Origin of the sequence: Rothia aerolata (genome assembly GCF_014635585.1) — a bacterium.
GTDB classification, from domain to species: domain Bacteria; phylum Actinomycetota; class Actinomycetes; order Actinomycetales; family Micrococcaceae; genus Rothia; species Rothia aerolata.
The window spans coordinates 278,107-298,998 of sequence record NZ_BMDC01000001.1 but is presented as its reverse complement, the minus strand read 5'-3'; the positions used below and the strand labels follow the sequence as shown (position 1 = coordinate 298,998).

Genomic DNA, 20,892 nt, shown 5'->3' with positions numbered 1-20,892 from the left:
TGGTTCACCGTCTTTATTTATCGAGTATGAGGCCTTGGCGTTTGTCGTGATTACGCATAGACCTTTGCCGCGGGCTTTGCGGATGAGGGACGAGTAGTCTCCTGCCTTGTCGGAGGGGAGGAAACCAACCACGAATTCATTTGGTATAGGTTATTGACACCGATAACTAAATCAACCACGACAGGGCGTTCCCGAATTTTCTGGTTGAGGTGAAGATTAAGAAGCTGCCCTAATTCGTCTTGGAAATCGGATGTGTAAACAGCAGAGTATGGATTCATACCGGGTAGCGGGAACCTCGATAGATCATTCGAGACAGGAACGTAAACTGTACGTTCTGCTGGGTGATGCTCTGTCTCCTGCGAGAGCGGTGGCAGACCACCCCAGGGCTCAGCCTCGTGGTAGCCTTGCAAGAAAAATCCCCGGCTCCTCGGAACCGGGGATTTGAACTTTAATCTGAACCCAAAACGCAGTTACTAATTAGCCGGTCGATAGCGCGGATGTTCAAGTCTTTACCAATTTTGAGCTTGAAGTGACCGGCACGGGTCCAGAGTTCAAGCTCAGCGTTCATATCAAGCACTTTGCCCGAGTTCTCGCTAGACCACATGTTGATTGAAGTATAGGGCAAAGAATACATTTCCACCTTCTTACCAGTAAGACCCTGAGCATCACGGATGATGAGGCGCTTATTGGTAAAGACCGCTGAATCTCGCAGGGTTTTGAAAGCCACATGGGGAACTTCACCATTAGCCAGTACTTCGTTAATGTCTTCAGGAATAGGGCATTCGGCAATGAGTGTCCAAGAAGTAATTGCGTTGATTGTTGACGAAGCCAAAGTCAGGGGCCTTTCTCTTCTTCTACCTAGGGGCTAGTTAAAACTAAAACAGCTAGCCAACAAGAGTGAGATATATTACAGAAAGTGACTGAACCACCAGCCCATTTCTTGTGCCCTCGGTCAATATCTGGTGGTTCGGGGTTATAGGACAAATCTGTGTTCTCAACACCCCGCTCTCCAGCAAAGACAAGGCAACCGGCCCCACAGGTTAGTCCCAGAAGCTAACCTCAACCCACTACCACCTAGAATTCCAGCACCTGCGATATGGGGCACGCCTGAATTATGCACTGAAACAGGCTCTCGGTACACGCAAATTCACACGGCTAGCCCTAAGGTACACACGAATTCCCTGGGTACATGTCTAGAAGTGTACCCAGGGAATTCATGTGTACCTTAGGTAGCCCAGCAAGAAGAAACTTGTACCTTTCCTACCGTGCTTTGCCGAGAGTCCATTTTTATACCGAAAATCGGAGAAAAACGGTCTAAAAATGGCCACTCGGCGATCATGGCAGCCCGTGCAGATGACCCCTGTTTCTTTGAGTCGCCGCTTCAACGATATTTCGCCGGTCACAAACCGGCGAAATGTCGCTGAAGCGGCGTCTGTAATCTAAGCGGTGACTCGGCATACTGACCCATTCTGGGGAAGTGACCGGGCATTGGATTGAAAGGAGCCGGCTTCTCTGCAAAAAACCGCTTAATAAACGACCTTTTGTTCAGAAGCCGGCTCCTGAGCGAGACGGGCACAGATTTGCCCTATAACCCACAAGTTTTACCGGGCAAAGAAAAACCCCGGCTCCTCAGAACCGGGGATTTGCTGTGTGCGCGGAGGGGGACTTGAACCCCCACCCTCGTAAATATGAGGACTAGCACCTCAAGCTAGCGCGTCTGCCTATTCCGCCACCCGCGCAGGTGATTGACGAGACGTTTCGTTTCCGAACCTCTCGCGGCAACAGGTAATAATTTACACGCCCGATGGGCAGGGCGCAAATTGAAAACCGCAGAATTTTCATGACCTGCACCACAGAAGCAAGAAAGGTGTACAGAAAAACTCTATTTTCCCTAGTCAAACCGCAAGAAACCAATCTGAAAAATTTCCAGCACCCCTCCCAAACCGGCCAAACCCCACCCAATTCGGCCAGTTCAGGCAACTCACCCACCAACCATCGTATGACCTAGCTAACATGTAGCTACAATGGTGGGCGTGAATAATGAAAACCTGACTCAAGAAGAAGCTGAAGCTCGGTCTGCCCTGCTAACGGTAGATACCTACGATGTGCACCTTGATCTCACCCATGCCGGTGAGCGAGACTTTGCTACCTATCCCGTGGCAGCCACTATCCGATTCCGGGCACAAGCCGGCGAGACTACCTTTCTTGACTACATCCACCAGTCCATCGATTCGGTGAAGCTCAATGGTGAGCATCTGAATATTAACGAGGTGGTTGATGGGTCTCGTATCGTGCTCCCGCGGCTTCAGGATGAAAATATTGTGACCGTCATGGGGCGTTCTTACTATTCCAACTCCGGCGAGGGCCTGCACCGCTACTTTGACCCTAACGATCAGAAGGTTTACCTCTATACCCAGTATGAACCTGCTGATGCCCGCCGGGTCTTCCCCAATTTCGAGCAGCCAGACCTCAAGGCAGTGTTCAATTTTAGAATCACAGCGCCCAAGAGCTGGGTGGTTAGCTCCAACGCTACCCTGGACAAGGAAATCGAAGACCCCGCTGATTCCAGCATCTCCAAGCGGGTTTTTAAACCTACCGAGAAAATTTCTACCTATATCACCACGGTTCTGGCCGGTGAGTACTTTGTGGCTTCAGACCTCTACACCCCCACAGCGAAGACTAATTCGGGCAAGATTCCGCTGACTGCCTACTGCCGCCAGTCGCTGAAGTCCTATTTCGATACCGAAAACATTTTCGCCGTCACCAAGCAGGGCCTAGATTTCTTCCAGGATCTCTTCGACTATCCCTACCCTTTCCACAAGTACGATCAGGCGTTTGTTCCCGAGTACAACCTCGGTGCTATGGAAAACCCCGGCCTGGTCACCTTCACTGAAAGCTACATTTTTGAGTCTGGCGCAACCGAGGCCCAGCTGGAGAACCGCGCTAACGTGATTTGCCACGAGATGAGCCACATGTGGTTCGGTGATTTGGTGACTATGAAGTGGTGGAATGATCTCTGGCTCAAGGAGTCTTTTGCGGAATTCATGGGCACTTTGGGGGCCCACACCGCCAATGGTTTTGACCAGGCCTGGGTTACCTTTGCAAACCGCCGTAAGGCCTGGGCCTATAACCAGGATCAGCTGCCGACAACCCACCCCATCGTTGCCGATATTCCCCACCTTGAGGCGGCGCGCCAGAACTTTGACGGTATTACCTACGCCAAGGGCTCATCGGTGCTCAAGCAGCTGGTTGCCTATGTTGGTTTTGAATCCTTTATCCGGGCCTCCCGCGAGTATTTCAAGCGTCATGCCTGGGGTAATACTGACCTTCAGGATTTTCTGGCGGTGCTGGATGAGGCTACCGACCGTGACGTTCGTGCCTGGGCCGCCGCCTGGCTACAGACCAGCGGTATTTCTACCCTCTCGACCCGGCGGGATAATGATGAGGACGGCGCCCTGCGGCAGTTCTCGATTATCCAGCAGCTGCCGCCGGGGGCTGATTCTTCTCTGGGTAGGCCTCATCAACTGAAGCTTGAGACTTTTACAGCCGCCGAAGGAAAGCTGGTCTCGAGCGGGCTTCTTGAGATTCAGATTCCGGCCGGTGACTCTGCGCAAACTCCGCTCAACCTGAATCAGGAGGAACTTCGCCGGGTTGAAGAGGCTGACCTGCTGGTGCTCAACGCCGAAGACCTTGCCTATGCCAAGGTGGTGCTCAGCGAAGAAGACGGTCTGAGTACAGCCCTGAAGTTAGTCTCAACCCTTGAAGATCCGCTAACCAGGGGCCTGGTTTGGGGTAGTCTCTGGAATCAGGTGCGCGATGCCAGCTTACCCAGCAGGGTCTTCGTTCACGCGGTGGAGCATCATTTACCGCAGGAGACCTCTTCTACCCTGCTGGCAAATTTGCTGTCCCAGGCCCAGGCAGCAATCTTTAGTTTTTCTCACCTTGCTCAGCGGCAGGAGCTTGCCGACTCCCTCTACTCGGCTATCTCAGAGGCGCTGGCTCAGGCACCTGCCGGCAGCGACAGCCAGCTGATCTTGCTCAGGGCTGCGTTGGCCCTGGCAGTCCATACCGACCTCGGTGTGGAGCTGTGCCAGGAGGTCTCCCGCGGTGCTTTCGAGACAGTGAAAGAAAACATCTCAGAAACTCCGGGGCTGACCACCAACCAGACCCTGGGCTGGTCTGCACTCATTGCCTTGGCCGCCCGAGAGAACATCAGCCAGCAGAGCTTGGATGAGGCACGTACTTTTAGCCCGTCGTCCATCTCTGAGCGGGGCTTTGCCTGCGCCAGCGCTGCCTTCCCTACTGAGCAGACCAAGCGCGAGGCGTTCCAGCGGGTCATGGCTGACCCTGAGCTCTCCAACGAGATTCTCTCCGCTACCGCCCAGGGCTTTCAGATGGGGCCGCAGGAACTGCGAGACAGCTTCACCACTGATTTCTTTGACGGGCTAGAGACTATCTGGGAGAGCCGCTCGATTGGCATGGCCAGCCGGATTGTGAACGGTCTCTTTCCTCATGCGCTCTACTCGCCCGAGGCTAGCGCCCAGACCCACCCGGTGGTCAAAGCCACCCTGGCCTGGCTCGATAGCCACCAGCAGGCCACTGCGGCCCTGCAGCGGGAAATTCTTGAGGAACTAGATCGCACGAGGAGGTCGCTCCGAGCCCAGGAGTTCAACAGTAAAAATTGAGCCTTGGCACAGTCGCAAAGGTTATCTTCTGTGACGCAGTGAAAAAGTTACTTGCCGGTTTGGTGCTGAAAAACCAGTGCCAAACCGGCAATTCATGAGAAGCTATTAGAAACGATTTTGTCACTTACCAAGGAGCAAACATTGGCCGATTATGCACTGGGAGATCGCGGCTCTGTTGAGGTCGTTACCAATGATTTCTACGATGCAGAAATTCTCCAGGTCTTTGAAGAGCTCCAGGTTGACCGTGAGCGGATTTGGAACGGTGAGGCGCGCCTGGTTCCCGAGCCCGATAACCCCTACGAGCCCAACAGCATTGCTGTTTATATCGATGATTTTAAGGTGGGCCGCCTCTCCCCCGAAGATTCAGCTCTTTACTGGAAGCCCATTACCCGCGTGGTGGCCTCCGGTTACGATGCTATTGCCCACCTGCAGCTCTCAGCCGTGCTGCGCCGGGTGAGCAACGAGAATTCTATTGAGAGCCGCGGTGTGCTGTCTTTGAGCGCGCCCAGCTCCCTCTTTCCGCTGAACCAGGCCCCCGTGCAGGCAACCCTACTCCCCCAGGGCCCCTCCATGAAGGTTCTGGACGAAAAGGACTATTCAGAGTACCTGCACGGTATTCTGCCGCCCAGTGGTGAGGGTCGAGTGATTCTGGCGCTGGAGGCTAACCAGCTTAAACTTGCGGACGGCGCTGTGGTGGATTCCGTGGAGGTTTTCCACGATCGCAAACGGGTGGGTCGTCTTTCCACCCAGATGTCTCTTCAACTTGCCCCGGTAATTCGCTATGCCTTTGAACGAAACAAGCTAACCAGCGCCTGGGGTACTATCCGAGGCAACTCCCTGGAACTGTCTTTGACGGTTCAGGCGGTGCGGGCAGCAGATATTCCTCAAGAGTGGTTTGAGGAGCTGCCCAACAATGTTCCCGACCTTCTCCCCGTCAGTGATAGCTACGAGGTACCCCCTGCCTTTGAGCCCACCGAGGGTGAGCTCAACCGCGCGGCAGCCACCAAGAAGAAGCGCGGTCTGGTAGGTTCCCTCACCGGTTCCCATGCAGCCGGCCAGCAAACCCAGGCGGCAGATGCCAATGATGCTCCCGGTTCGCACAGGGTAGCTTCTCCCGACCGCCGCCTGGCCATTCTTCTGGGTGTGATCGGAGCGCTCATTCTGCTTGCCGGTATCTTCCTCTGCTTCTGGCAGCCCCTGCTGGGCGTGGTCGCCATTGTTCTGGGTGTCTCGGTAGCCTTTATGGCCCTCTACATGGGCCGCGACGTGCCGGTTGAGAACTCAAGCTACGAAGAAGCTTCAGTCTAAACCACAGGCTATAAAAAGGGAGGCTCCCCGCCGGGGAGCCTCCCTTTTTATACAGTGCTTAGTCTTCGCCGTACTGGGAGACGTAGCCTGCCATGTCTTCATTTTTCAGTGCGTTCGAAAGGTCTTCGGTCGCAGCGCTGTCGAGAACAACAATGGACTGTCCATCAACAGACCAGCCGGTACCGGCATTGGGCAGAGTCAGCATGTGCAGGTTGGGCCCACCGGTGGAAAGGTAGGGAGCTGCCATAGAAACGATGGCGCCGGAATCAAGGCCGGAGTCAACGGTTACGTAGGGAGCGATGGACTCCACCACGTTCTTGAAGTTGGTGGCGTTCCTGAAAGCGCCCTGGCTTTTAATGGTACCCAACACGCCGTCCATGTAGGCCCGCTGATTACGCACCCGCTGGTAGTCGCCGTCCTCAAAAGCGTAGCGCTGGCGTACGAAGGTCAGCGCCTCGTCGCCGTTCATGTGCTGCTGGCCGGCAGTATAGCTCTTACCGTCTGCCTGGAAGGAGAGGGGAACATCCACGTCCACCCCGCCCAGAGCGTCCGTCATCGACTTGAAGCCGGAAAAGTCAATCTCAGCCACGTGGTCAATGCGAATATCCAGGAGCTGTTCAATGGTGGCAATCTGCACGTCTACACCACCGTAGTTCAGGCCGGCATTAATCTTGGCGGAACCGTAGCCGGGAATGTTCACCCAGGTATCGCGCATAATCGAGATCAGGTAGGGGTCGCCTCCGCCTGCAGGAATGTGCAGGAGCATGAGCGTATCAGCGCGCTGGCCGGTCACGGTAGCGGCCTCAGCGGTTCCCGCCCGGGAGTCGCTACCCATAAGCAGAATGTCAGAGGAGCCGGTCTCCGCGGGGCGCTCAGTTGTTTTGCCGCCCTCAAGATCATCGGCAATACCGTTACCGTTCTTATCTTTCTCGGTAGCGTTATTGCGGCCCTCGCTGTTTTGAATATCGGAGGAATAGGAATCCTTACCGATTTCCTTCTTCAGCTGGTCGCTCAGCTGAGAACGCAGCTGATCCTGGTTAGCTTCCGAGCCGTCTTCATTGGGAAAAGCAGTATCGAATTTATCGGTGCCGTTATCCCATGCCTTGCCAATGCTTGCAACGTAGGCACAACCGCCGATACCGAGCAGAAGAACGATAGCGAGAATGATTCCGCCAAAGATAAGACCTTTTTTCTTCTTTTTAGGTTGAGTCGCCTGAGAACGAGAGACCATACCGCTACCTCTTCATGGGTCAGTGTTTTATAAGTCATCCAAACTGGTGACAAGTCATAGTTATTGTACTCGGGAGCATAGAAAAAACCCCGTATCAGACCGGAAATAGTCTGATACGGGGTGTGATTCTCAGCGAATCTTCACAAAACTTAAGCGGTCTTACCGAAGTTCTTGAAACGAGCGTTGAAGCGCTCAACACGGCCAGCGGAGTCCATAATGCGCTGCTTGCCGGTGTAGAAGGGGTGGGACTCGGAGGAGATTTCAACCTCTACGAGGGGGTATTCCTTGCCGTCTTCCCAGGTCTCAGTCTTCTCTGAGGTGCGGGTGGAGCGGGTCAGGAAGGTCTTGCCGGATGCGAGATCGCGGAAGAGTACTTCGTGGTAATCCGGGTGGATATCCTTCTTCATGGTCTTACCTTATCTGCTCTGGATTTTGCCAGATGCCTAGGATTTGGGAGTCTTGCGGGCACGGTTGTGCGCGCACGGTTTTCTAACCAAGGTTCAACTCTAACACCTGCCCTGCCATAGCAGAGGCCAGCGCGCTAGAAGATTAATCACTTTTTCGGCCGGGTCTCCCAGAAGGTCACCGCAGACGCCGCCGCCACGTTGAGGGAATCGACGCCGTGGGACATGGGAATCATCACCGTATAGTCGCAGTTTTCCAGGGTTTTCCTCGACAGCCCGTGCCCCTCAGTGCCCAAAACAATCGCCAATTTCTCATCGTTTCTCTGGGCCAGCTCGGTCAGCGAGAGCGAGTCTTCTTCCAGGGCCATTGCCGCGGTCACGAACCCCAATTCTCTGATGGTCGCCAGGGCATCCGGCCAGGTTTCAAGTCTGGCCCAGGGCACCTGAAAGACAGTGCCCATTGAAACCCGAATGGAGCGGCGGTAGAGGGGGTCTGCGCAACGAGGAGTGACCAACACGACGTCGACGTCCAGCGCCGCCGCGGAGCGGAAGATTGCGCCCACGTTGGTGTGGTCAACGATGTCTTCGAGTATCGCTATCCGCTGGGCGCCCTCAAGTAGCTTCGCCAGCGGGGCGGGCTCAGGACGGCGCATGGCTGCCAGCGCGCCCCGGTGCAGGTGGAAGCCGGTAATCTGCTCAAGCTCTTCTTCACTGCCCACATAGGCGGGAACCTCGGGGTAGGCGCGAAGAATATCGGAAAGGTCATCCGCCCACTTCTCGCTCATGATGAAAGAATCGGGCACGTGACCGGTGGCCAGGGCGCGCCGAATCACCTTGGAGGATTCGGCGATATAAATCCCCCACTCGGGCTCCTTGAGGCTGCGCAGTTTCACATCGGTCAGCGACTGAAAATAGCGTAGGGAATCTTGGGGAGCCTCCCGCAGGGGAACCACCGAGTCAAGGGCATAGACCCGCTGAGCGCGCGCGGCAATATCTGCTTCAGAAAGCTGCTTCTTGGCCACGGATTTAGCTGTTGTTGGCGGCAAAGGCGGAGTAGCGGCCGTTCTCGGTCTTCGAGAGCTTGAAGTCCATGCCGTAGGTTTCCCGCAGATTTTCCTCGGTAATGGTCTGCTCAATGGGGCCCGAAGCCACTACCCTACCGTCCCGCAGCATCAGAGCGTGGGTGAAGCCGCTGGGGATTTCTTCGAGGTGGTGGGTCACCAAAATGGTGGCGGGAGCAAAGTCATCGGTGGCCAGTTCGGTCAAACGAGCCACCAGATCTTCACGGCCGGCAATATCCATACCGGCACCGGGCTCATCCAGCAAAAGGAGCTCGGGATCTGTCATCAGAGCCCGGGCAATCAGGGTGCGTTTCTTCTCACCGTCTGAGAGCGAACCAAAGCGACGCTCACCCAAGTCGGCAATACCCCAGTCGGCGAGCAGCTCGCTCGCCCGAGCGGCGTCCAGACCGTCGTACTCCTCATTCCAGCGGCCGGTCACGGCATAGGCGGCGGTGACCACCACGTCGGCCACCTTCTCGGTATCGGGAATAGTCTGGGTCAGGGCTGCCGACGAAACACCAATGCGGGGGCGGAGCTCAAACACATCCACCGCACCCAAAATTTCGTCAAGAATATCAACGCTGCCGGAGGTGGGGTGCAACCTGGCACCGGCAATCGAGAGAAGAGTTGACTTGCCCGCACCATTGGGGCCAAGAACAATCCATTTTTCGCCGTCATTGACGGTCCAATTGACGTGGTCGAGAAGCTTCTTATCGCCGCGAACAACGGTTACCTGCTGAAGATCTAGTACTGCGCTCATAGAAGCAACTTTATAACGTTGAGCACGCCGTTGGAAATCTCGCATAATGATTCAGGTCATCTTCTGGGCAGAGCTTTTGCCTACAATGAACGCATGAGTACTTCAGTGAACATCGTTGCCCTGAGCAACCAGAACTACACCGCAGATTTTGATGAAGCCGCCCTGGCTGAAGCCCTAGAATCCGTTGAAAACCTCACCGTGGATTCGGCTCTGGCGCTCAATGTTCCCGAAAGCCACCAGGAGTACGAGGGTCAAGGCCCCGCCTACACCGCCTACCTGGCCAGCGGAAATTATCGGGGCAGCATCGAGGATTTGCGCACTGAACTTTTTAACCTGCCTGCCGAGCAAACCTCTGGGCTCACGGTCAATGCGGTGCCGAGCGAACTCGCCAACGACGAGAAAAAGCTGGTGATCATGGACGTCGATTCCACCCTGATTCAGCAGGAGGTCATTGACGAACTCGCCGCCCACGCCGGAAAGCGCGAGGAAATTTCGCTGATTACCGAACGCGCTATGGCGGGCGAGCTAGATTTTGAAAGCTCCCTGCGCGAGCGGGTCAAGCAGCTGGCGGGGGTTCCCGAAACCGTGCTCACAGAGGTCTACGAGCGTATTAGCCTGACCCCCGGGGCTAGCGAGCTGGTGCGCCTGCTCCACGAGGCAGGCCACACGGTAGCCGTGGTTTCGGGCGGCTTTGTGCAGGTACTGCGGCCGCTGGCACAGCGCACCGGCCTCGACTATGCCCGCGCCAACCTGCTGGATATTAAAGACGGCGCTCTGACCGGCGAGGTGTCAGGGCAGGTGATCACGCCGCAGGTTAAGCGGGACTCCCTCAAGGAATGGATGAAAGCCGAGGGCATCTCCCCCAAGCAGGTACTTGCCGTAGGAGACGGTGCCAACGATATTTTGATGGTTAAAGAGGCAGCCCTGGGCGTTGCCTTCAACGCTAAGGCCGCCCTGAAGGTAGAAGCCGATGTTCAGATTAATACCCCGAGGCTTGATGCGGTGAGGCACTTTATCGGGCTCTAGGTAGCTTGGCCTTAAAGTAGTACAGGGTTGTCTCCGGTGTACAAAGGTATCTTTGTACACCGGAGACAACCCTGTACAAAACCGAGGGGGTTACTCCTTAATGAAGCCCTTACCGCCACCTACTAGCTCGGTATGGCCGGACTCAACATCGGCAGTCACCATCTTGGCAACTTCCTGGGCAAACTCATTGACCGTGTAGAGCTTGCCTGCTTCTTCCCGGCGAGCCTCCAGCGCACCGGGGTGGATTCGGTTGAGCAGAGAGGCGGTCACAGTGCCCTCAATCATGTCAGCCGAGATAATCACCAGAGAAATACCCTTCTCGCTGAGAGCGGGGATTTCCTCGATCAGAGCATCTTCACCGGCTCGCTTCGACAGCGCAACGGGCTGGTACTCGGGCATGGTCTCAACTTCGCGAATAAAGTGAGCCTGGTGGCTGGTCACAAAGACGATGCGGGAGCCCGAGGGCATCTTCTCAGCCGCCAGTCGAGCCAGGCGCAGCTGCGAGTCGCGGTTGAGAATCATGGCGTAGTCCTCCACCATGCCCTTCTCCATACCGCCCGATGCGTTGAGCACCAGATAATCGAGCCCACCAAAAGTCTCTACCGCGATATCAACCAGGCGGGCGGCGTCCTCTTCCTTCGTAATATCCGCGCCCACAGCAATTGCCTTACCGCCCTTTTCCTCGATTGCCGCAACAATCTTCTCGGCGCGGGGAGCCTTAGACCGGTAGTTAATCACCACGTTGGCGCCGGCCTCGGCAAGAATCTGGGCGGTGTCAGCGCCGACGCCGCGGGAGGAGCCGGTCACAATAATGGTTTTGCCTGCAAGGTTAGTCATAGATTTTCCTTCGTGTCAGATGGGTGAGTCTTATTTCAAGGGGGGCACGCAGCGTGAGCGTACGGGCCAACTTCCCTTAAACGCCAACCCCGATGCCAGTTGGCCCGTATGCTCGGGCTACTCTTGTGCCCCTTAATCGCGGCGAGCGCCCCGCGCGAGACGCGAGAGGGTCAGCCGGCGACCGCTTACCCGTGAGGGGCGAGGCAAAGAAACTAGTGGCCCATTCCCAGACCGCCGTCTACGGGGATGACGGCGCCGGAGACGTAGGCTGCCTCGTCGGAGGCGACCCAGCGGACTACCTGGGCGACTTCCTTGGGCTGGGCGAAGCGCTTGGCGGGAATGGTCTCGATGTACTGCTTCTTGGTTTCTTCGGGCAGTACGTCGGTCATTTCGGTTTGAATGAAGCCGGGCGCGATTACGTTGGCGGTGATGTTGCGGGAGCCGAGTTCGCGGGTGATGGAGCGGGCCATGCCCACCAGGGCTGCCTTGGAGGATGAGTAGTTGACCTGGCCCATGCCGCCGTAGAGGCCTACCACGGAGGAGATGAGGATGATGCGGCCGCGCTTGAGCTTGAGCATTCCCTTGGTGGCGCGCTGTACTACGCGGAAGGCTCCGGTGAGGTTGGTGTCGATGACGTCGATGAAGTCCTGCTCTTTCATGCGTAGCAGGAGCATGTCTTTGGTGATGCCTGCGTTGGCTACCAGTACTTCAACGGGGCCGAATTCTGCTTCGATTTCTTTGAAGGCTGCGTCGATGGAGGCGGAGTCGGTAACGTCTGCCTTGACGGAGAAGAATTCCTGGGGTGCTTCGCCGGAGCGGTAGGTGATGCAGACGTTGTGGCCTGCGGCCTTGAATTCCTGGGCGATGGCGTAGCCGATGCCGCGGTTACCGCCGGTTACGAGTACGGTTTTTGCAGTGGTTTCTGTCATGGATTTACCTTTTCGTTGACTACTATTCTCTGCAATCTTACGCGCTTTTGCACGGTCGATGAGGCACTAACATCGTATCCGCTTGCGGAAAGTTTTAGACTGGAAGGAAACTGTTAGAACTGGCAGGTAGCCGGTTGGTGTTCGGAGGGTGCATGTCTGAGAAATATTGGACTGCCGATGATCTCAAAGCCTTTGGTTATTCGGCTGATGAGCCTGAGGTGCACTCGATTACCAATGCGGAGTCTCGGCATTCGGAGAGCGTGGACTATCGTTTTAAGTCTTACGCTTTCAAGATGTTTCTGCGCATTGTCTGCATTGTGGGTGCCCTCTACACCGATGGTTGGGTAATGTGGCTCTGCATTGCCGGTGCTGGTTTGCTTCCCTGGATTGCTGTGGTGTTAGCCAATGGCCATGATCGTCAGCACAGTCACGGGGATTTTTCTGCCTATCTGACGCAGGAGCAATTGCTCCAGCTGGCTGCCGCTGAGAAGGTTCAGCAGGATAAGGCTGAGGCAGCGAGCGCGGGCGCCGGTGGGTCTTCTGCGGATTGGCAGAGTGAGGATTGGATTGAGGGCGAGGTTGTTGAGGACGGCGGCAAGTAGTTTGTCGCGTTGGGCGGCTTGGTTGAGTGTGAAGGGTGGTTTGTGATGGATGTTTTGGGTTCTTTGTCCGGTTCTTCGGCGGCGGCTGAGAGCGATGAGTTGCCGGTTCTTCGGTGTTCTCGGAAGGGTTGTCTGGCGACTGCTCGGTGGGAGATTTTGTGGAATAATCCGAAGATTCATGCTCCTGAGCGGCGGAAGTCGTGGTTGGCGTGTGATGAGCACCGGGTGTATTTGCAGGATTTTTTGAAGGCGCGTTCTTTTTGGAAGCAGACTAGGCCTTTGGAGGCTGGTGAGTGCTGAGGAATCTATCGGTGTACCGTTTTCTTTTCACTGGTAAGTGGATTGCCGGCTTTATTTTTGCCGTGATTTTTTCGCTGATTTGTGTGTATCTTGCCGGTTGGCAGATGGGGCGTAAGGAGGAGTTGGATTATCGTAATTCTTTGATTACCGATAATTATGATGCTCAGCCCTATCGTTTTGCTGATGATCAGTCTTTGTTTTCTGATTTTGAGCAGGCTAACCTGTGGCATCCGGTGGAGATGCGGGGGCACTATCTGACGGAGAATCAGCTACTGGTACGGAATCGTCCCTATGAGGGTCTGAATGGTTTTGAGGTGCTGGTGCCTTTTGAGACTGTTCAGGGCAATGTTGTTGTGATTGACCGGGGTTGGCTAGTTGCTGATGATATGGATGCTTCGAAGCCTGCCGGTGAGGTTCCTGCTCCCCCGGCTGGCGAGGTAACGGTGACTGCCCGGGTTCATAACGGTGAGATGGATACGGGTAAGTCTGCGGTTGAGGGGCAGGTTGCATCGATTCATTTGCCGACTATTGCTGCTTTGACCGGGCTTGATGTAGATGATCAGGCGTATGGGCAGCTGGTGAGTGAGGATCCCGCGGCTGCGGTGACCCCTGAACCTTTTGTGAAGCCGGATTTGGATACGGGCCCCAATCTTTCCTATTCGGTGCAGTGGTATGTTTTTGCAGCCGGTGCCTATGTGGCTTTTGCCTGGTTGGCTCGTCAGAAGGTGCGCAACGATGAGCTGGATGCTCAGGTGGCCGCTGAACTGGATGCCTACTATAGCCAGTTCTACGACGCTGAGGGCAACTATATTGGCGAGGAAGATGAATCGGTGCTTCTCCGTAAGATGGAGATGGTTGATGATATGCCGGCTCATATGAAAGCCATCGTTCGGCCCAAGCTGGCCAAGAAGAGAAGTCAGCCAACAGATGAGGAACTTGAAGATGCCTATCTTGATTCCCTAGAGAAGCTTTCCTAGCGCAGGAGAAAATACCACGGTTCGAAGATGTGTTCGAACTGTGGTATTTTCTTTGGTGTTGTTTTTCGCCGAGTCTAGGGTGGTTGATTGGTCATGATGGGCTATTCCCATACCGTAAGTGCAGCAGCGGGCTGGCTTGCCCTCAACCACCTGGGGGTGGTGAGTGTTGCCGATACTCCCAGCCTGGTGGTGACCACTCTTGCCTGCGCCGGTGCCGGTATGCTGCCCGATATTGACCATAAAAACGGCAGTATTGCTCACTCGATTCCTCCTATTTCCGGCTGGATTTCCGGGATTGTTGCGGCGATCAGCGGTGGCCACCGCAAGGGCACCCACTCCATTCTGGGTGTGCTTGTCTTCTGGGCCGTGGCAATCGGCGCGCAAAAACTCACCTATGAGGGTATTCCCTGGATCTCTATCTTTCTTGCCGCCTACACCGGCGGGTTGGCCCTACGGGTTTTGGGGGCACCGGGAGGCTGGCTGGGCGCGGTGGGCCTGGGCTACTTCGCCTGGGTGACCGACTCTTTGGCAGTCCTTCCCCTGGCTATTGGTGTGGGGGCTACCGTGCATATCATGGGAGACCTACTGACCACTCGCGGCGTCAACCCGCTGTGGCCCCTGACCCTTAAACCGGCTTTTGCCTCCCGTCTCTGGCGCAAATCTGGCTATATGGCCCTGCCGATTCTGGGAGACGCCGGCTCCCGGCGGGAAAAAGCGCTGTGCCTTCTACTGTGCGGCTATATTCTCTTTGTTTCGGCCGAAATTCTGGGCTTCGCCCCGCCCCTTACTGCCTAGATCCTTAAAAGAAAAGTGGAGGAGCCATGAGGCTCCTCCACTCGCGCAAGACGCTCGTATCAGTTGTATTGATACCGAAAGTTTTATGCGTCGTCTTCCTCGGTCCAGAAGACATCTACCTCTGCACCTTCGGTGTCAGCTGCTGCGGGATACATTGCGAAAGGTGAATCGAACATATAGTTTCCTTATCTCTCCTGCCGCCAACATCTTTGTTGGTAGCTTTGGGTAAAACCTTGCTGCCTCTAGGAAAGTTATGGGGAACTTCCTCGGCACACTTTCAGTCTAGAGTGGCGCCGTAAATGGTTCAATGGCCCCCACAATTTATCCATTTCGTTACCAAATCGTTATCTTTTGGACGGCGCAAACACGGCTATCGTCTGCATAGTCCATGCCATACTTCACAAAAAGACCTGTCAACTTAAGACATACAAGACTATTGGTTCGTATGTTTTAAATTGACAGGTCTCTACCGGCGCGAAAACTAGGCCAGCGCAATCAAATCTTGGTAGTCCTTAGACCAGAGATCCTCCACGGCATCGGGCAGCATCAGCACTCGCTCGGGGTCCAGCGCCTCGACCGCGCCCTCATCGTGGGAGACCATCACAATGGCACCCTCGTAGTTCTTCAGAGCGTTGAGAATCTCCTCCCGCGAGGCAGGATCGAGGTTGTTGGTGGGCTCATCCAACAGCAGAACATTGGCCTGAGACGCAACCAGGGTCGCCAGGGACAAGCGGGTTTTCTCACCGCCCGAGAGCACACCCGCCGGCTTATCGACATCGTCCCCCGAAAAGAGGAAGGAACCGAGAATCGTGCGGCAGCGGGTGGCGTCTAAGTCGGGGGCGGCAGACTGCATATTCTCGAGAACCGACCGCTCGCCGTCCAAAATCTCGTGCTCCTGGGCGAAATAACCCACCTTCACGCCGTGACCGTAGACCACCTCACCGGTATCGGGCTCGGTGACCTTGGCCAGCATCCGCAGCAGGGTGGTCTTACCGGCACCGTTGAGACCCAGCACCACCACGCGCGAACCGCGGTCAATCGCCAGCTCAACATCGGTAAAAATCTCCAGCGAACCGTAGGACTTTGACAGCCCCTCAGCGCTCAGCGGAGTCTTGCCGCAGGGAGCGGGCTCGGGGAAGCGGATATGAGCTACCCGGTCTACCTGGCGCTCCTCTTCCAGCCCCCGCATCAGCTTCTCGGCCCGCTTGATCATCTGCTGCGCCGCCACCGCCTTGGTTGCCTTAGCGCGCATCTTCTCCGCCTGCTCCATCAGAGCAGAAGCCTTCTTCTCAGCATTGGCGCGCTCGCGCTTGCGGCGGGCTTCGTCCTGCTCGCGCTGCATCAGGTAGTTCTTCCAGCCCATGTTGTACACGTCAATCACGCAGCGGTTGGCATCGAGGTAAAGCACCTTGTTGACCACCAGCTCCATCAGCTCAACATCATGGCTAATCACCAAGAGGCCGCCCTGAAAATTCTTCAGGAAGTCGCGCAGCCACATCACGGAGTCAGCGTCCAGGTGGTTGGTGGGCTCGTCCAGCAGCATGGTGTCGGCATCAGAGAAAAGAATGCGGGCCAGCTCCACACGACGACGCTGACCGCCCGAAAGCGTTGAGAGCGGCTGGTTGAGAATCCGCTCGGGCAAATCGAGGTTGTGAGTAATAGTGGCGGCCTCAGACTCCGCCGCGTAGCCGCCGCCGGCGATGAACTCGGCCTCCAGCCGATCATAGCGGCGCATACCTTTGGCGTGCTCCGCCGGATTATCCGAGGCCATCATCTCCTGGGCCTGGCGCATTTTTCGGGCCACGCCGTCGAGGTTTCTAGCGGAGAAAATACGGTCTTTAGCCAGTTGCTCTATGTTCTCCACCTTGGGATCCTGGGGCAGGTAGCCAATCTTGCCGTTCCTGCTCACGGTACCGTCTGCGGGCAGAGTCAGCCCAGCCAGCACCTTGGTCATGGTGGTTTTACCGGCGCCATTGCGGCCCACCAAACCAATTTTGTCTCCCTTATCGATGCGGAAGTTTACGTCTTCCATCAGCAGGCGGGCGCCAGCGCGCAGTTCGAGGTTGGAGACTGTGATCAAGGGTTTGTTTCCTTATGCGTTTGGTTTTGTTTCCGGTGTTCTAGTCTACTCGGATTTTGTGGTTTTCTGTGGGGTAAGATGGGTGGGCTTAGTCAATTTTGAACGGTGTTCAATTTTGTTTATAGTGTTGGCTATGACTACTTCTGTTGCTGCTCGGTCGACGTCGACCGGTATGAATATTGCCCTGGTTGCTGTGTTTGCAGCCTTGATTGCTGCCTGCGCCCTGATGCCCGCTATTGCTGTGGGTCCGGTGGGCGTTCCCATCACTTTGCAGACCCTGGGCGTCTACATTGCCCTGCTGGTGCTGGGCCCCTGGCGCGGTGGTGCTGCCTGCGCCCTCTACCTGATTGCCGGTTTTATTGGCCTGCCGGTCTTCGCCGGCGGTGGTTCCGGTGTAGGTTCGCTGGCTGGCCCCGCAGCAGGCTACCTGCTGTCTTACCCGGTGGCCGGTGTGGTTGCCGGTTTTGTGGCCTACCTGCTGATTCGTAAGTTCCGCACCGGTTTTGCCGGTTTCTTCGGCCAGTTTGTTGCCACCTGTGTTGCCCTGGTGGTCATCACCGGTATGGGTATCGCCGGCATCATGATCAACGGCCACCTCTCCTTCGGCGCTGCTTTTGCCGCCGCCATGATCTACATTCCCGGCGACCTCATCAAGGGTGTTGTTGCATCTCTGATTTCTGTGGCAGTGCACCGAGCATTTAGGCAGCTGGCTGCATAGGGTTATTGATGGTTTTCTGGAAGAAGAACTCTTCAGCGCTACCCGCTCCTTCCTTTGCACAGGGGGCGGGTATCGCCTTTAAGAATGTCACCTGCATGGATTCTGAGGGGCAGCGGGCCATTGTTTCCGATGTCACCTGCGACCTCAAGGCTCCTTCGACAGCGGTGCTGGGACTCAACGGTTCCGGCAAGTCCTCCCTACTGAAGCTGGTCAACGGCATCTACTCCCCTGCCTTCGGGCAGGTGCTGGTGGACGGCGTCGAGGTAGCTGGCCACGAGGCGGCGGTGCGGTCACGGGTCGGCCTGCTCTTTTCTAACCCGCTGGCGCAGCTCATCATGCCCACTCCCACCGAAGATGTTGAGCTTTCGCTGCGCTCTATCATCGCTGACCCCGTCGAGCGTAAGGCCCGTGCCCTGGAACTTCTGGAGTCCCGGGGGCTGGGGCACCGCGCCCACGCCAGCGTCTATGACCTCTCCGGCGGTGAGCAGCAGCTAGTGGCGCTCACCTCTGTCTTGGCGGTTGAGCCTTCAATCCTGCTCTTGGATGAGCCCACCACCCTGCTGGATTTACGGAACCGGTCGCGTCTGATTGACCTGCTGGGCACACTAGACCAACAGCTGGTGATTTCCACCCACGACCTCGAGCTGGCAGAAACCTGCCAGCAGGCGATTATCGTCAGTAATGGCCGGGTGATTGCCCAGGGTGCTGGCCCCGAGATGGTCACCATCTATCGGAACTGGTGCGCGGTGGGCTTTCCCGATGAAGAAACTGAGCCTGCGGGCCAGCAGTCGGCAGGCAGTAAGCGCGCATGACCGGTCAAAAACTCTTCGGCTATTTTGTACCGGGAAGCACCCTTATGCACCGGGCACCGCTCTGGCTCAAAGCTCTACTTCTAGTGGTCTTGAGTTTGTTGCTTGCCTTCACCCGAAGCTGGCAGGTATCTCTCGGTGCCTTTCTTTTTGTGATGGTGCTGGGTCTACTGGCGGGTATTAGCCCAAAGTCCTGGTGGGCATCTTTCGCTCCCCTGCGCTGGATTCTACTGGTGCTGGTGGGCTACTACACCTTCACCGGCGCGCTTGCCTCCGGCGGCGACGTCCTGCTAACCCTCTTCACCATGATTGCCTACTCGCGGATTCTTCTGACCACCACGGCAATTCCCGCCATGATTGACGGTTTGATGACCTTGATTTCTCCGCTGAAGAAGCTGGGGATTCCCACCGAACGGTTTGCACTTGCCCTGGCGCTGATGATTCGCTCGATTCCCGTGCTCTTCAACGAGTACACCGTGCTCACCCAGGCGGCCCAGGCCCGCGGCGTCAAACCCGCACCCCACCGGCTTATGGTTCCCTGGGTGATTTCTGCGGTGGGCTTTGCCCAGCAAACCGGGGACGCGCTCACCGCCCGCGGTCTTGACTCCGAATAACCAAATAGAGCCGTAGACCACAGATGTACCGGTGAGCATATTCCCTGCTATTCAACCTCCATACTCACCCTTTCACAATGAGCCCCAGCCCAGCCCGAAGATCAGCCAACAGTTGCTCCGTGACATCGCCGGATGCATTAAGATAGTCCAAGGTCAGCCCATTGATAAGGGCTGTCACCAAGCGTGCCCCCTGCTGCGGCGTGATTCCGGACCGCAGCTGATCCAGGCGCTGGGCTGCGACAAGCGCATCACCCACTCGTGCTCGAAATAAGGCGATCTCGCTGTCATACATGTCAGCCAGCCAGTCTCGCGTTGACGCCGCCGCCCCTACGATCACCCACATAGCCGCGTCCTCGCGCTGGACCGGACCGGTGGGCAGTAGCTCAGCCAGGCGTATGCACATAAGCTCTAAGACATCGGTCGAATCCGAAGGTCGTTGCGTTCGCTCCTCCTGTCTCTGCACAGAGCGGATGAACGCCTTGGCCAATATGTCATCCCGCGTACCCATGTGGTACTGGACAGTACCCGGTGCCACTTGAGCAGCAGCGGCAACGTGACGCACACTCAACGCATCGAGACCCTGTTCAACCATCACCCTAATCGCTGAATCGGCGATAACAGCGGCATTCCCGGTGATGGCTGTTGAACGGTCTGTGGCGTGCTTACTTGGGGACATTGCCCTCCTCGAGGCTTGCATAGCGCAGATAGCTTTCATACAATCGTATCAATTCATGATGTCATACGATCGTATGACATTTTATTGACAACCGCGAGGAAACCCGTGACTAATATCCTTCCACTGATCGGCTTGGCTCTCGTCGACAGTCTGAGTGCAGGAACGCTCGTTATCCCCCTGGCCCTCATTATTGTTTGGCGCCGAGTACGAGTGAACCTCTTACTCACATACCTTGGCACCATCGCTGGAGCATACTGCGCGTTGGGGGTGGCGATTCTTTTCGGCTTCAACCTCATTGATACCCTCAGTGTCCAGGTTAGCCAGGCCAAGTGGTTTCCGTGGATCACACTGGTTTTAGGGGCGGTGCTACTGATCTTCGGCGTCTTCTCACCCTCACCCGTGAAGCCCAACTCAACTGCAATGGACACGAAGCAACCTGCCCCCGTTCCCGCCTCATCCGGTGAAGCCCACCCAGGTACGACCGAGATGGGAGATGACGAAGCACCCTCTAATCTTGCCACCAGACTTACCAAGGGTGTGAGTTCCGGGGCAACTGGAATGGTGGGCCTAGCCCTGGGTGCAGCCGTTATCGAAGCGGCCACCATGCTTCCATACTTGGCAGCAATGGGCATTGTTCAGACCATGGATCTGACGGATACGGCGCGGATGGGGTTGGTGGCTTCCTATTGCATCGTCATGATCCTCCCCGCGCTCGTCATCGGCGCAATCGTTGCGGTAACGGGAGACAAGATGTTTGTCAGGCTCCACCGGGTGATGGTTCGCGCGCAATACGAGGCGAAGGTGACGCTACTGTGGATCGCCGCGATCGTAGGTTTCTACATGGCGGCATCCAGTGCAGCGAGGCTGGGCCTGTTAGGCTGAAAATAAATCGGGGGCTATCGAAACCCGAAAAGCTGTAACTATAAATTCCAGTATTCGTGAAATTTTATTAACAACAAAAGTAGCGCCCAGAGGAACACTCTCCCCTGGGCGCTTCTCTTATGAACTTCTATCAGAATGTACTAGCTGGGCTTCGAGGTACTAGCTAGGAGCTGGTAACTGGGCGCGCAGCTAGTACTT

The 20,892-nt window shown here is 56.2% G+C and carries 19 protein-coding genes and 1 tRNA gene; 10 read left to right on the top strand and 10 right to left on the bottom strand.

The genetic code is table 11. From position 1 onward, the window contains the following. Nucleotides 1-448: 448 nt before the first annotated feature. Both IEV00_RS01240 and IEV00_RS01235 read right to left on the bottom strand, forming a co-directional pair. A complete protein-coding gene (locus IEV00_RS01240) occupies nt 449-832 on the bottom strand; it encodes a PH domain-containing protein (RefSeq protein WP_229723005.1) in 384 nt (127 codons plus the stop codon). An 819-nt stretch (nt 833-1,651) separates the two neighbouring features. Next, nucleotides 1,652-1,739: transfer RNA gene (locus IEV00_RS01235), tRNA-Leu, on the bottom strand. 294 nt (nt 1,740-2,033) lie between these two features. Between IEV00_RS01235 and pepN the strand changes: the two genes are divergently transcribed. Both pepN and IEV00_RS01225 read left to right on the top strand, forming a co-directional pair. Next, nucleotides 2,034-4,685: an aminopeptidase N gene (gene pepN, locus IEV00_RS01230; protein ID WP_188358522.1), complete on the top strand. Its 2,652-nt coding sequence runs from the start codon at nt 2,034-2,036 to the stop codon at nt 4,683-4,685. A 141-nt stretch (nt 4,686-4,826) separates the two neighbouring features. Next, on the top strand, nt 4,827-5,993 hold the full coding sequence (locus IEV00_RS01225; RefSeq protein WP_188358521.1) for an HIRAN domain-containing protein: 1,167 nt from the start codon (nt 4,827-4,829) through the stop codon (nt 5,991-5,993). Between the two features lie 58 nt (nt 5,994-6,051). Here IEV00_RS01225 and IEV00_RS01220 read toward each other — a convergent pair whose 3' ends face one another. From IEV00_RS01220 to IEV00_RS01205, 4 genes are all read right to left on the bottom strand, one after another. After that, nucleotides 6,052-7,224: an LCP family protein gene (locus tag IEV00_RS01220; RefSeq protein WP_188358520.1), complete on the bottom strand. Its 1,173-nt coding sequence runs from the start codon at nt 7,222-7,224 to the stop codon at nt 6,052-6,054. Nucleotides 7,225-7,373: 149 nt separating this feature from the next. Then, a complete protein-coding gene (locus tag IEV00_RS01215; RefSeq protein ID WP_188358519.1) occupies nt 7,374-7,631 on the bottom strand; it encodes a type B 50S ribosomal protein L31 in 258 nt (85 codons plus the stop codon). A 146-nt stretch (nt 7,632-7,777) separates the two neighbouring features. Beyond that, complete coding sequence (locus tag IEV00_RS01210; protein ID WP_373868225.1) at nt 7,778-8,620, bottom strand: TrmH family RNA methyltransferase; 843 nt, start codon at nt 8,618-8,620, stop codon at nt 7,778-7,780. A 34-nt stretch (nt 8,621-8,654) separates the two neighbouring features. Beyond that, nucleotides 8,655-9,449 carry an ABC transporter ATP-binding protein gene (locus IEV00_RS01205; protein WP_188358517.1) on the bottom strand — a complete coding sequence of 265 codons (795 nt, stop codon included), beginning with the start codon at nt 9,447-9,449 and terminating at the stop codon, nt 8,655-8,657. A gap of 93 nt (nt 9,450-9,542) precedes the next feature. Between IEV00_RS01205 and serB the strand changes: the two genes are divergently transcribed. Then, nucleotides 9,543-10,475, top strand: a complete 933-nt coding sequence (gene serB, locus IEV00_RS01200) for a phosphoserine phosphatase SerB (protein ID WP_188358516.1) — start codon at nt 9,543-9,545, stop codon at nt 10,473-10,475. Between the two features lie 90 nt (nt 10,476-10,565). Here serB and IEV00_RS01195 read toward each other — a convergent pair whose 3' ends face one another. After that, on the bottom strand, nt 10,566-11,312 hold the full coding sequence (locus tag IEV00_RS01195) for an SDR family oxidoreductase (protein WP_188358515.1): 747 nt from the start codon (nt 11,310-11,312) through the stop codon (nt 10,566-10,568). Between the two features lie 212 nt (nt 11,313-11,524). Next, nucleotides 11,525-12,241, bottom strand: a complete 717-nt coding sequence (locus IEV00_RS01190) for a beta-ketoacyl-ACP reductase (protein WP_188358514.1) — start codon at nt 12,239-12,241, stop codon at nt 11,525-11,527. Between the two features lie 152 nt (nt 12,242-12,393). Here IEV00_RS01190 and IEV00_RS01185 point away from each other — a divergent pair, with 152 nt between their 5' ends. From IEV00_RS01185 to IEV00_RS01175, 3 genes are all read left to right on the top strand, one after another. Then, nucleotides 12,394-12,843: a DUF3099 domain-containing protein gene (locus IEV00_RS01185; RefSeq protein ID WP_188358513.1), complete on the top strand. Its 450-nt coding sequence runs from the start codon at nt 12,394-12,396 to the stop codon at nt 12,841-12,843. A 311-nt stretch (nt 12,844-13,154) separates the two neighbouring features. Beyond that, on the top strand, nt 13,155-14,120 hold the full coding sequence (locus tag IEV00_RS01180) for an SURF1 family cytochrome oxidase biogenesis protein (RefSeq protein ID WP_229723004.1): 966 nt from the start codon (nt 13,155-13,157) through the stop codon (nt 14,118-14,120). A gap of 93 nt (nt 14,121-14,213) precedes the next feature. Beyond that, entirely contained in the window at nt 14,214-14,915 is a 702-nt protein-coding gene (locus tag IEV00_RS01175) for a metal-dependent hydrolase (RefSeq protein ID WP_188358512.1), read from the top strand. A gap of 481 nt (nt 14,916-15,396) precedes the next feature. Here IEV00_RS01175 and abc-f read toward each other — a convergent pair whose 3' ends face one another. After that, nucleotides 15,397-16,995: a ribosomal protection-like ABC-F family protein gene (gene abc-f, locus IEV00_RS01170; protein ID WP_188358511.1), complete on the bottom strand. Its 1,599-nt coding sequence runs from the start codon at nt 16,993-16,995 to the stop codon at nt 15,397-15,399. A gap of 133 nt (nt 16,996-17,128) precedes the next feature. Here abc-f and IEV00_RS01165 point away from each other — a divergent pair, with 133 nt between their 5' ends. The 3 genes from IEV00_RS01165 to IEV00_RS01155 are packed head-to-tail and all read left to right on the top strand — an operon-like array spanning nt 17,129 to nt 19,136. Beyond that, on the top strand, nt 17,129-17,713 hold the full coding sequence (locus tag IEV00_RS01165) for a biotin transporter BioY (protein WP_229723003.1): 585 nt from the start codon (nt 17,129-17,131) through the stop codon (nt 17,711-17,713). A gap of 8 nt (nt 17,714-17,721) precedes the next feature. Then, nucleotides 17,722-18,525, top strand: coding sequence for an energy-coupling factor ABC transporter ATP-binding protein (locus IEV00_RS01160; RefSeq protein WP_188358510.1), 804 nt, complete (start codon nt 17,722-17,724; stop codon nt 18,523-18,525). Then, complete coding sequence (locus IEV00_RS01155; protein ID WP_188358509.1) at nt 18,522-19,136, top strand: energy-coupling factor transporter transmembrane component T family protein; 615 nt, start codon at nt 18,522-18,524, stop codon at nt 19,134-19,136. The genes IEV00_RS01160 and IEV00_RS01155 overlap by 4 nt, the downstream gene beginning before the upstream one ends. A 64-nt stretch (nt 19,137-19,200) precedes the next feature. Here IEV00_RS01155 and IEV00_RS01150 read toward each other — a convergent pair whose 3' ends face one another. After that, entirely contained in the window at nt 19,201-19,812 is a 612-nt protein-coding gene (locus IEV00_RS01150; RefSeq protein WP_188358508.1) for a TetR/AcrR family transcriptional regulator, read from the bottom strand. 105 nt (nt 19,813-19,917) lie between these two features. Here IEV00_RS01150 and IEV00_RS01145 point away from each other — a divergent pair, with 105 nt between their 5' ends. After that, nucleotides 19,918-20,694 (top strand): GAP family protein, encoded by a 777-nt coding sequence (locus IEV00_RS01145; protein WP_188358507.1) that lies wholly within the window; start codon nt 19,918-19,920, stop codon nt 20,692-20,694. Nucleotides 20,695-20,892: the final 198 nt, after the last annotated feature.

What these genes read in the sequence shown, in the direction of transcription:
- IEV00_RS01220 (WP_188358520.1), bottom strand. Translation starts at nt 7,224, where the DNA reads ATGGTCTCTCGTTCTCAGGCGACTCAACCTAAAAAGAAGAAAAAAGGT.
- IEV00_RS01215 (WP_188358519.1), bottom strand. Translation starts at nt 7,631, where the DNA reads ATGAAGAAGGATATCCACCCGGATTACCACGAAGTACTCTTCCGCGAT.
- IEV00_RS01205 (WP_188358517.1), bottom strand. Translation starts at nt 9,449, where the DNA reads ATGAGCGCAGTACTAGATCTTCAGCAGGTAACCGTTGTTCGCGGCGAT.
- serB (WP_188358516.1), top strand. Translation starts at nt 9,543, where the DNA reads ATGAGTACTTCAGTGAACATCGTTGCCCTGAGCAACCAGAACTACACC.
- IEV00_RS01195 (WP_188358515.1), bottom strand. Translation starts at nt 11,312, where the DNA reads ATGACTAACCTTGCAGGCAAAACCATTATTGTGACCGGCTCCTCCCGC.
- IEV00_RS01190 (WP_188358514.1), bottom strand. Translation starts at nt 12,241, where the DNA reads ATGACAGAAACCACTGCAAAAACCGTACTCGTAACCGGCGGTAACCGC.
- IEV00_RS01185 (WP_188358513.1), top strand. Translation starts at nt 12,394, where the DNA reads ATGTCTGAGAAATATTGGACTGCCGATGATCTCAAAGCCTTTGGTTAT.
- IEV00_RS01175 (WP_188358512.1), top strand. Translation starts at nt 14,214, where the DNA reads ATGATGGGCTATTCCCATACCGTAAGTGCAGCAGCGGGCTGGCTTGCC.
- IEV00_RS01165 (WP_229723003.1), top strand. Translation starts at nt 17,129, where the DNA reads ATGACTACTTCTGTTGCTGCTCGGTCGACGTCGACCGGTATGAATATT.
- IEV00_RS01160 (WP_188358510.1), top strand. Translation starts at nt 17,722, where the DNA reads ATGGTTTTCTGGAAGAAGAACTCTTCAGCGCTACCCGCTCCTTCCTTT.
- IEV00_RS01155 (WP_188358509.1), top strand. Translation starts at nt 18,522, where the DNA reads ATGACCGGTCAAAAACTCTTCGGCTATTTTGTACCGGGAAGCACCCTT.
- IEV00_RS01150 (WP_188358508.1), bottom strand. Translation starts at nt 19,812, where the DNA reads ATGTCCCCAAGTAAGCACGCCACAGACCGTTCAACAGCCATCACCGGG.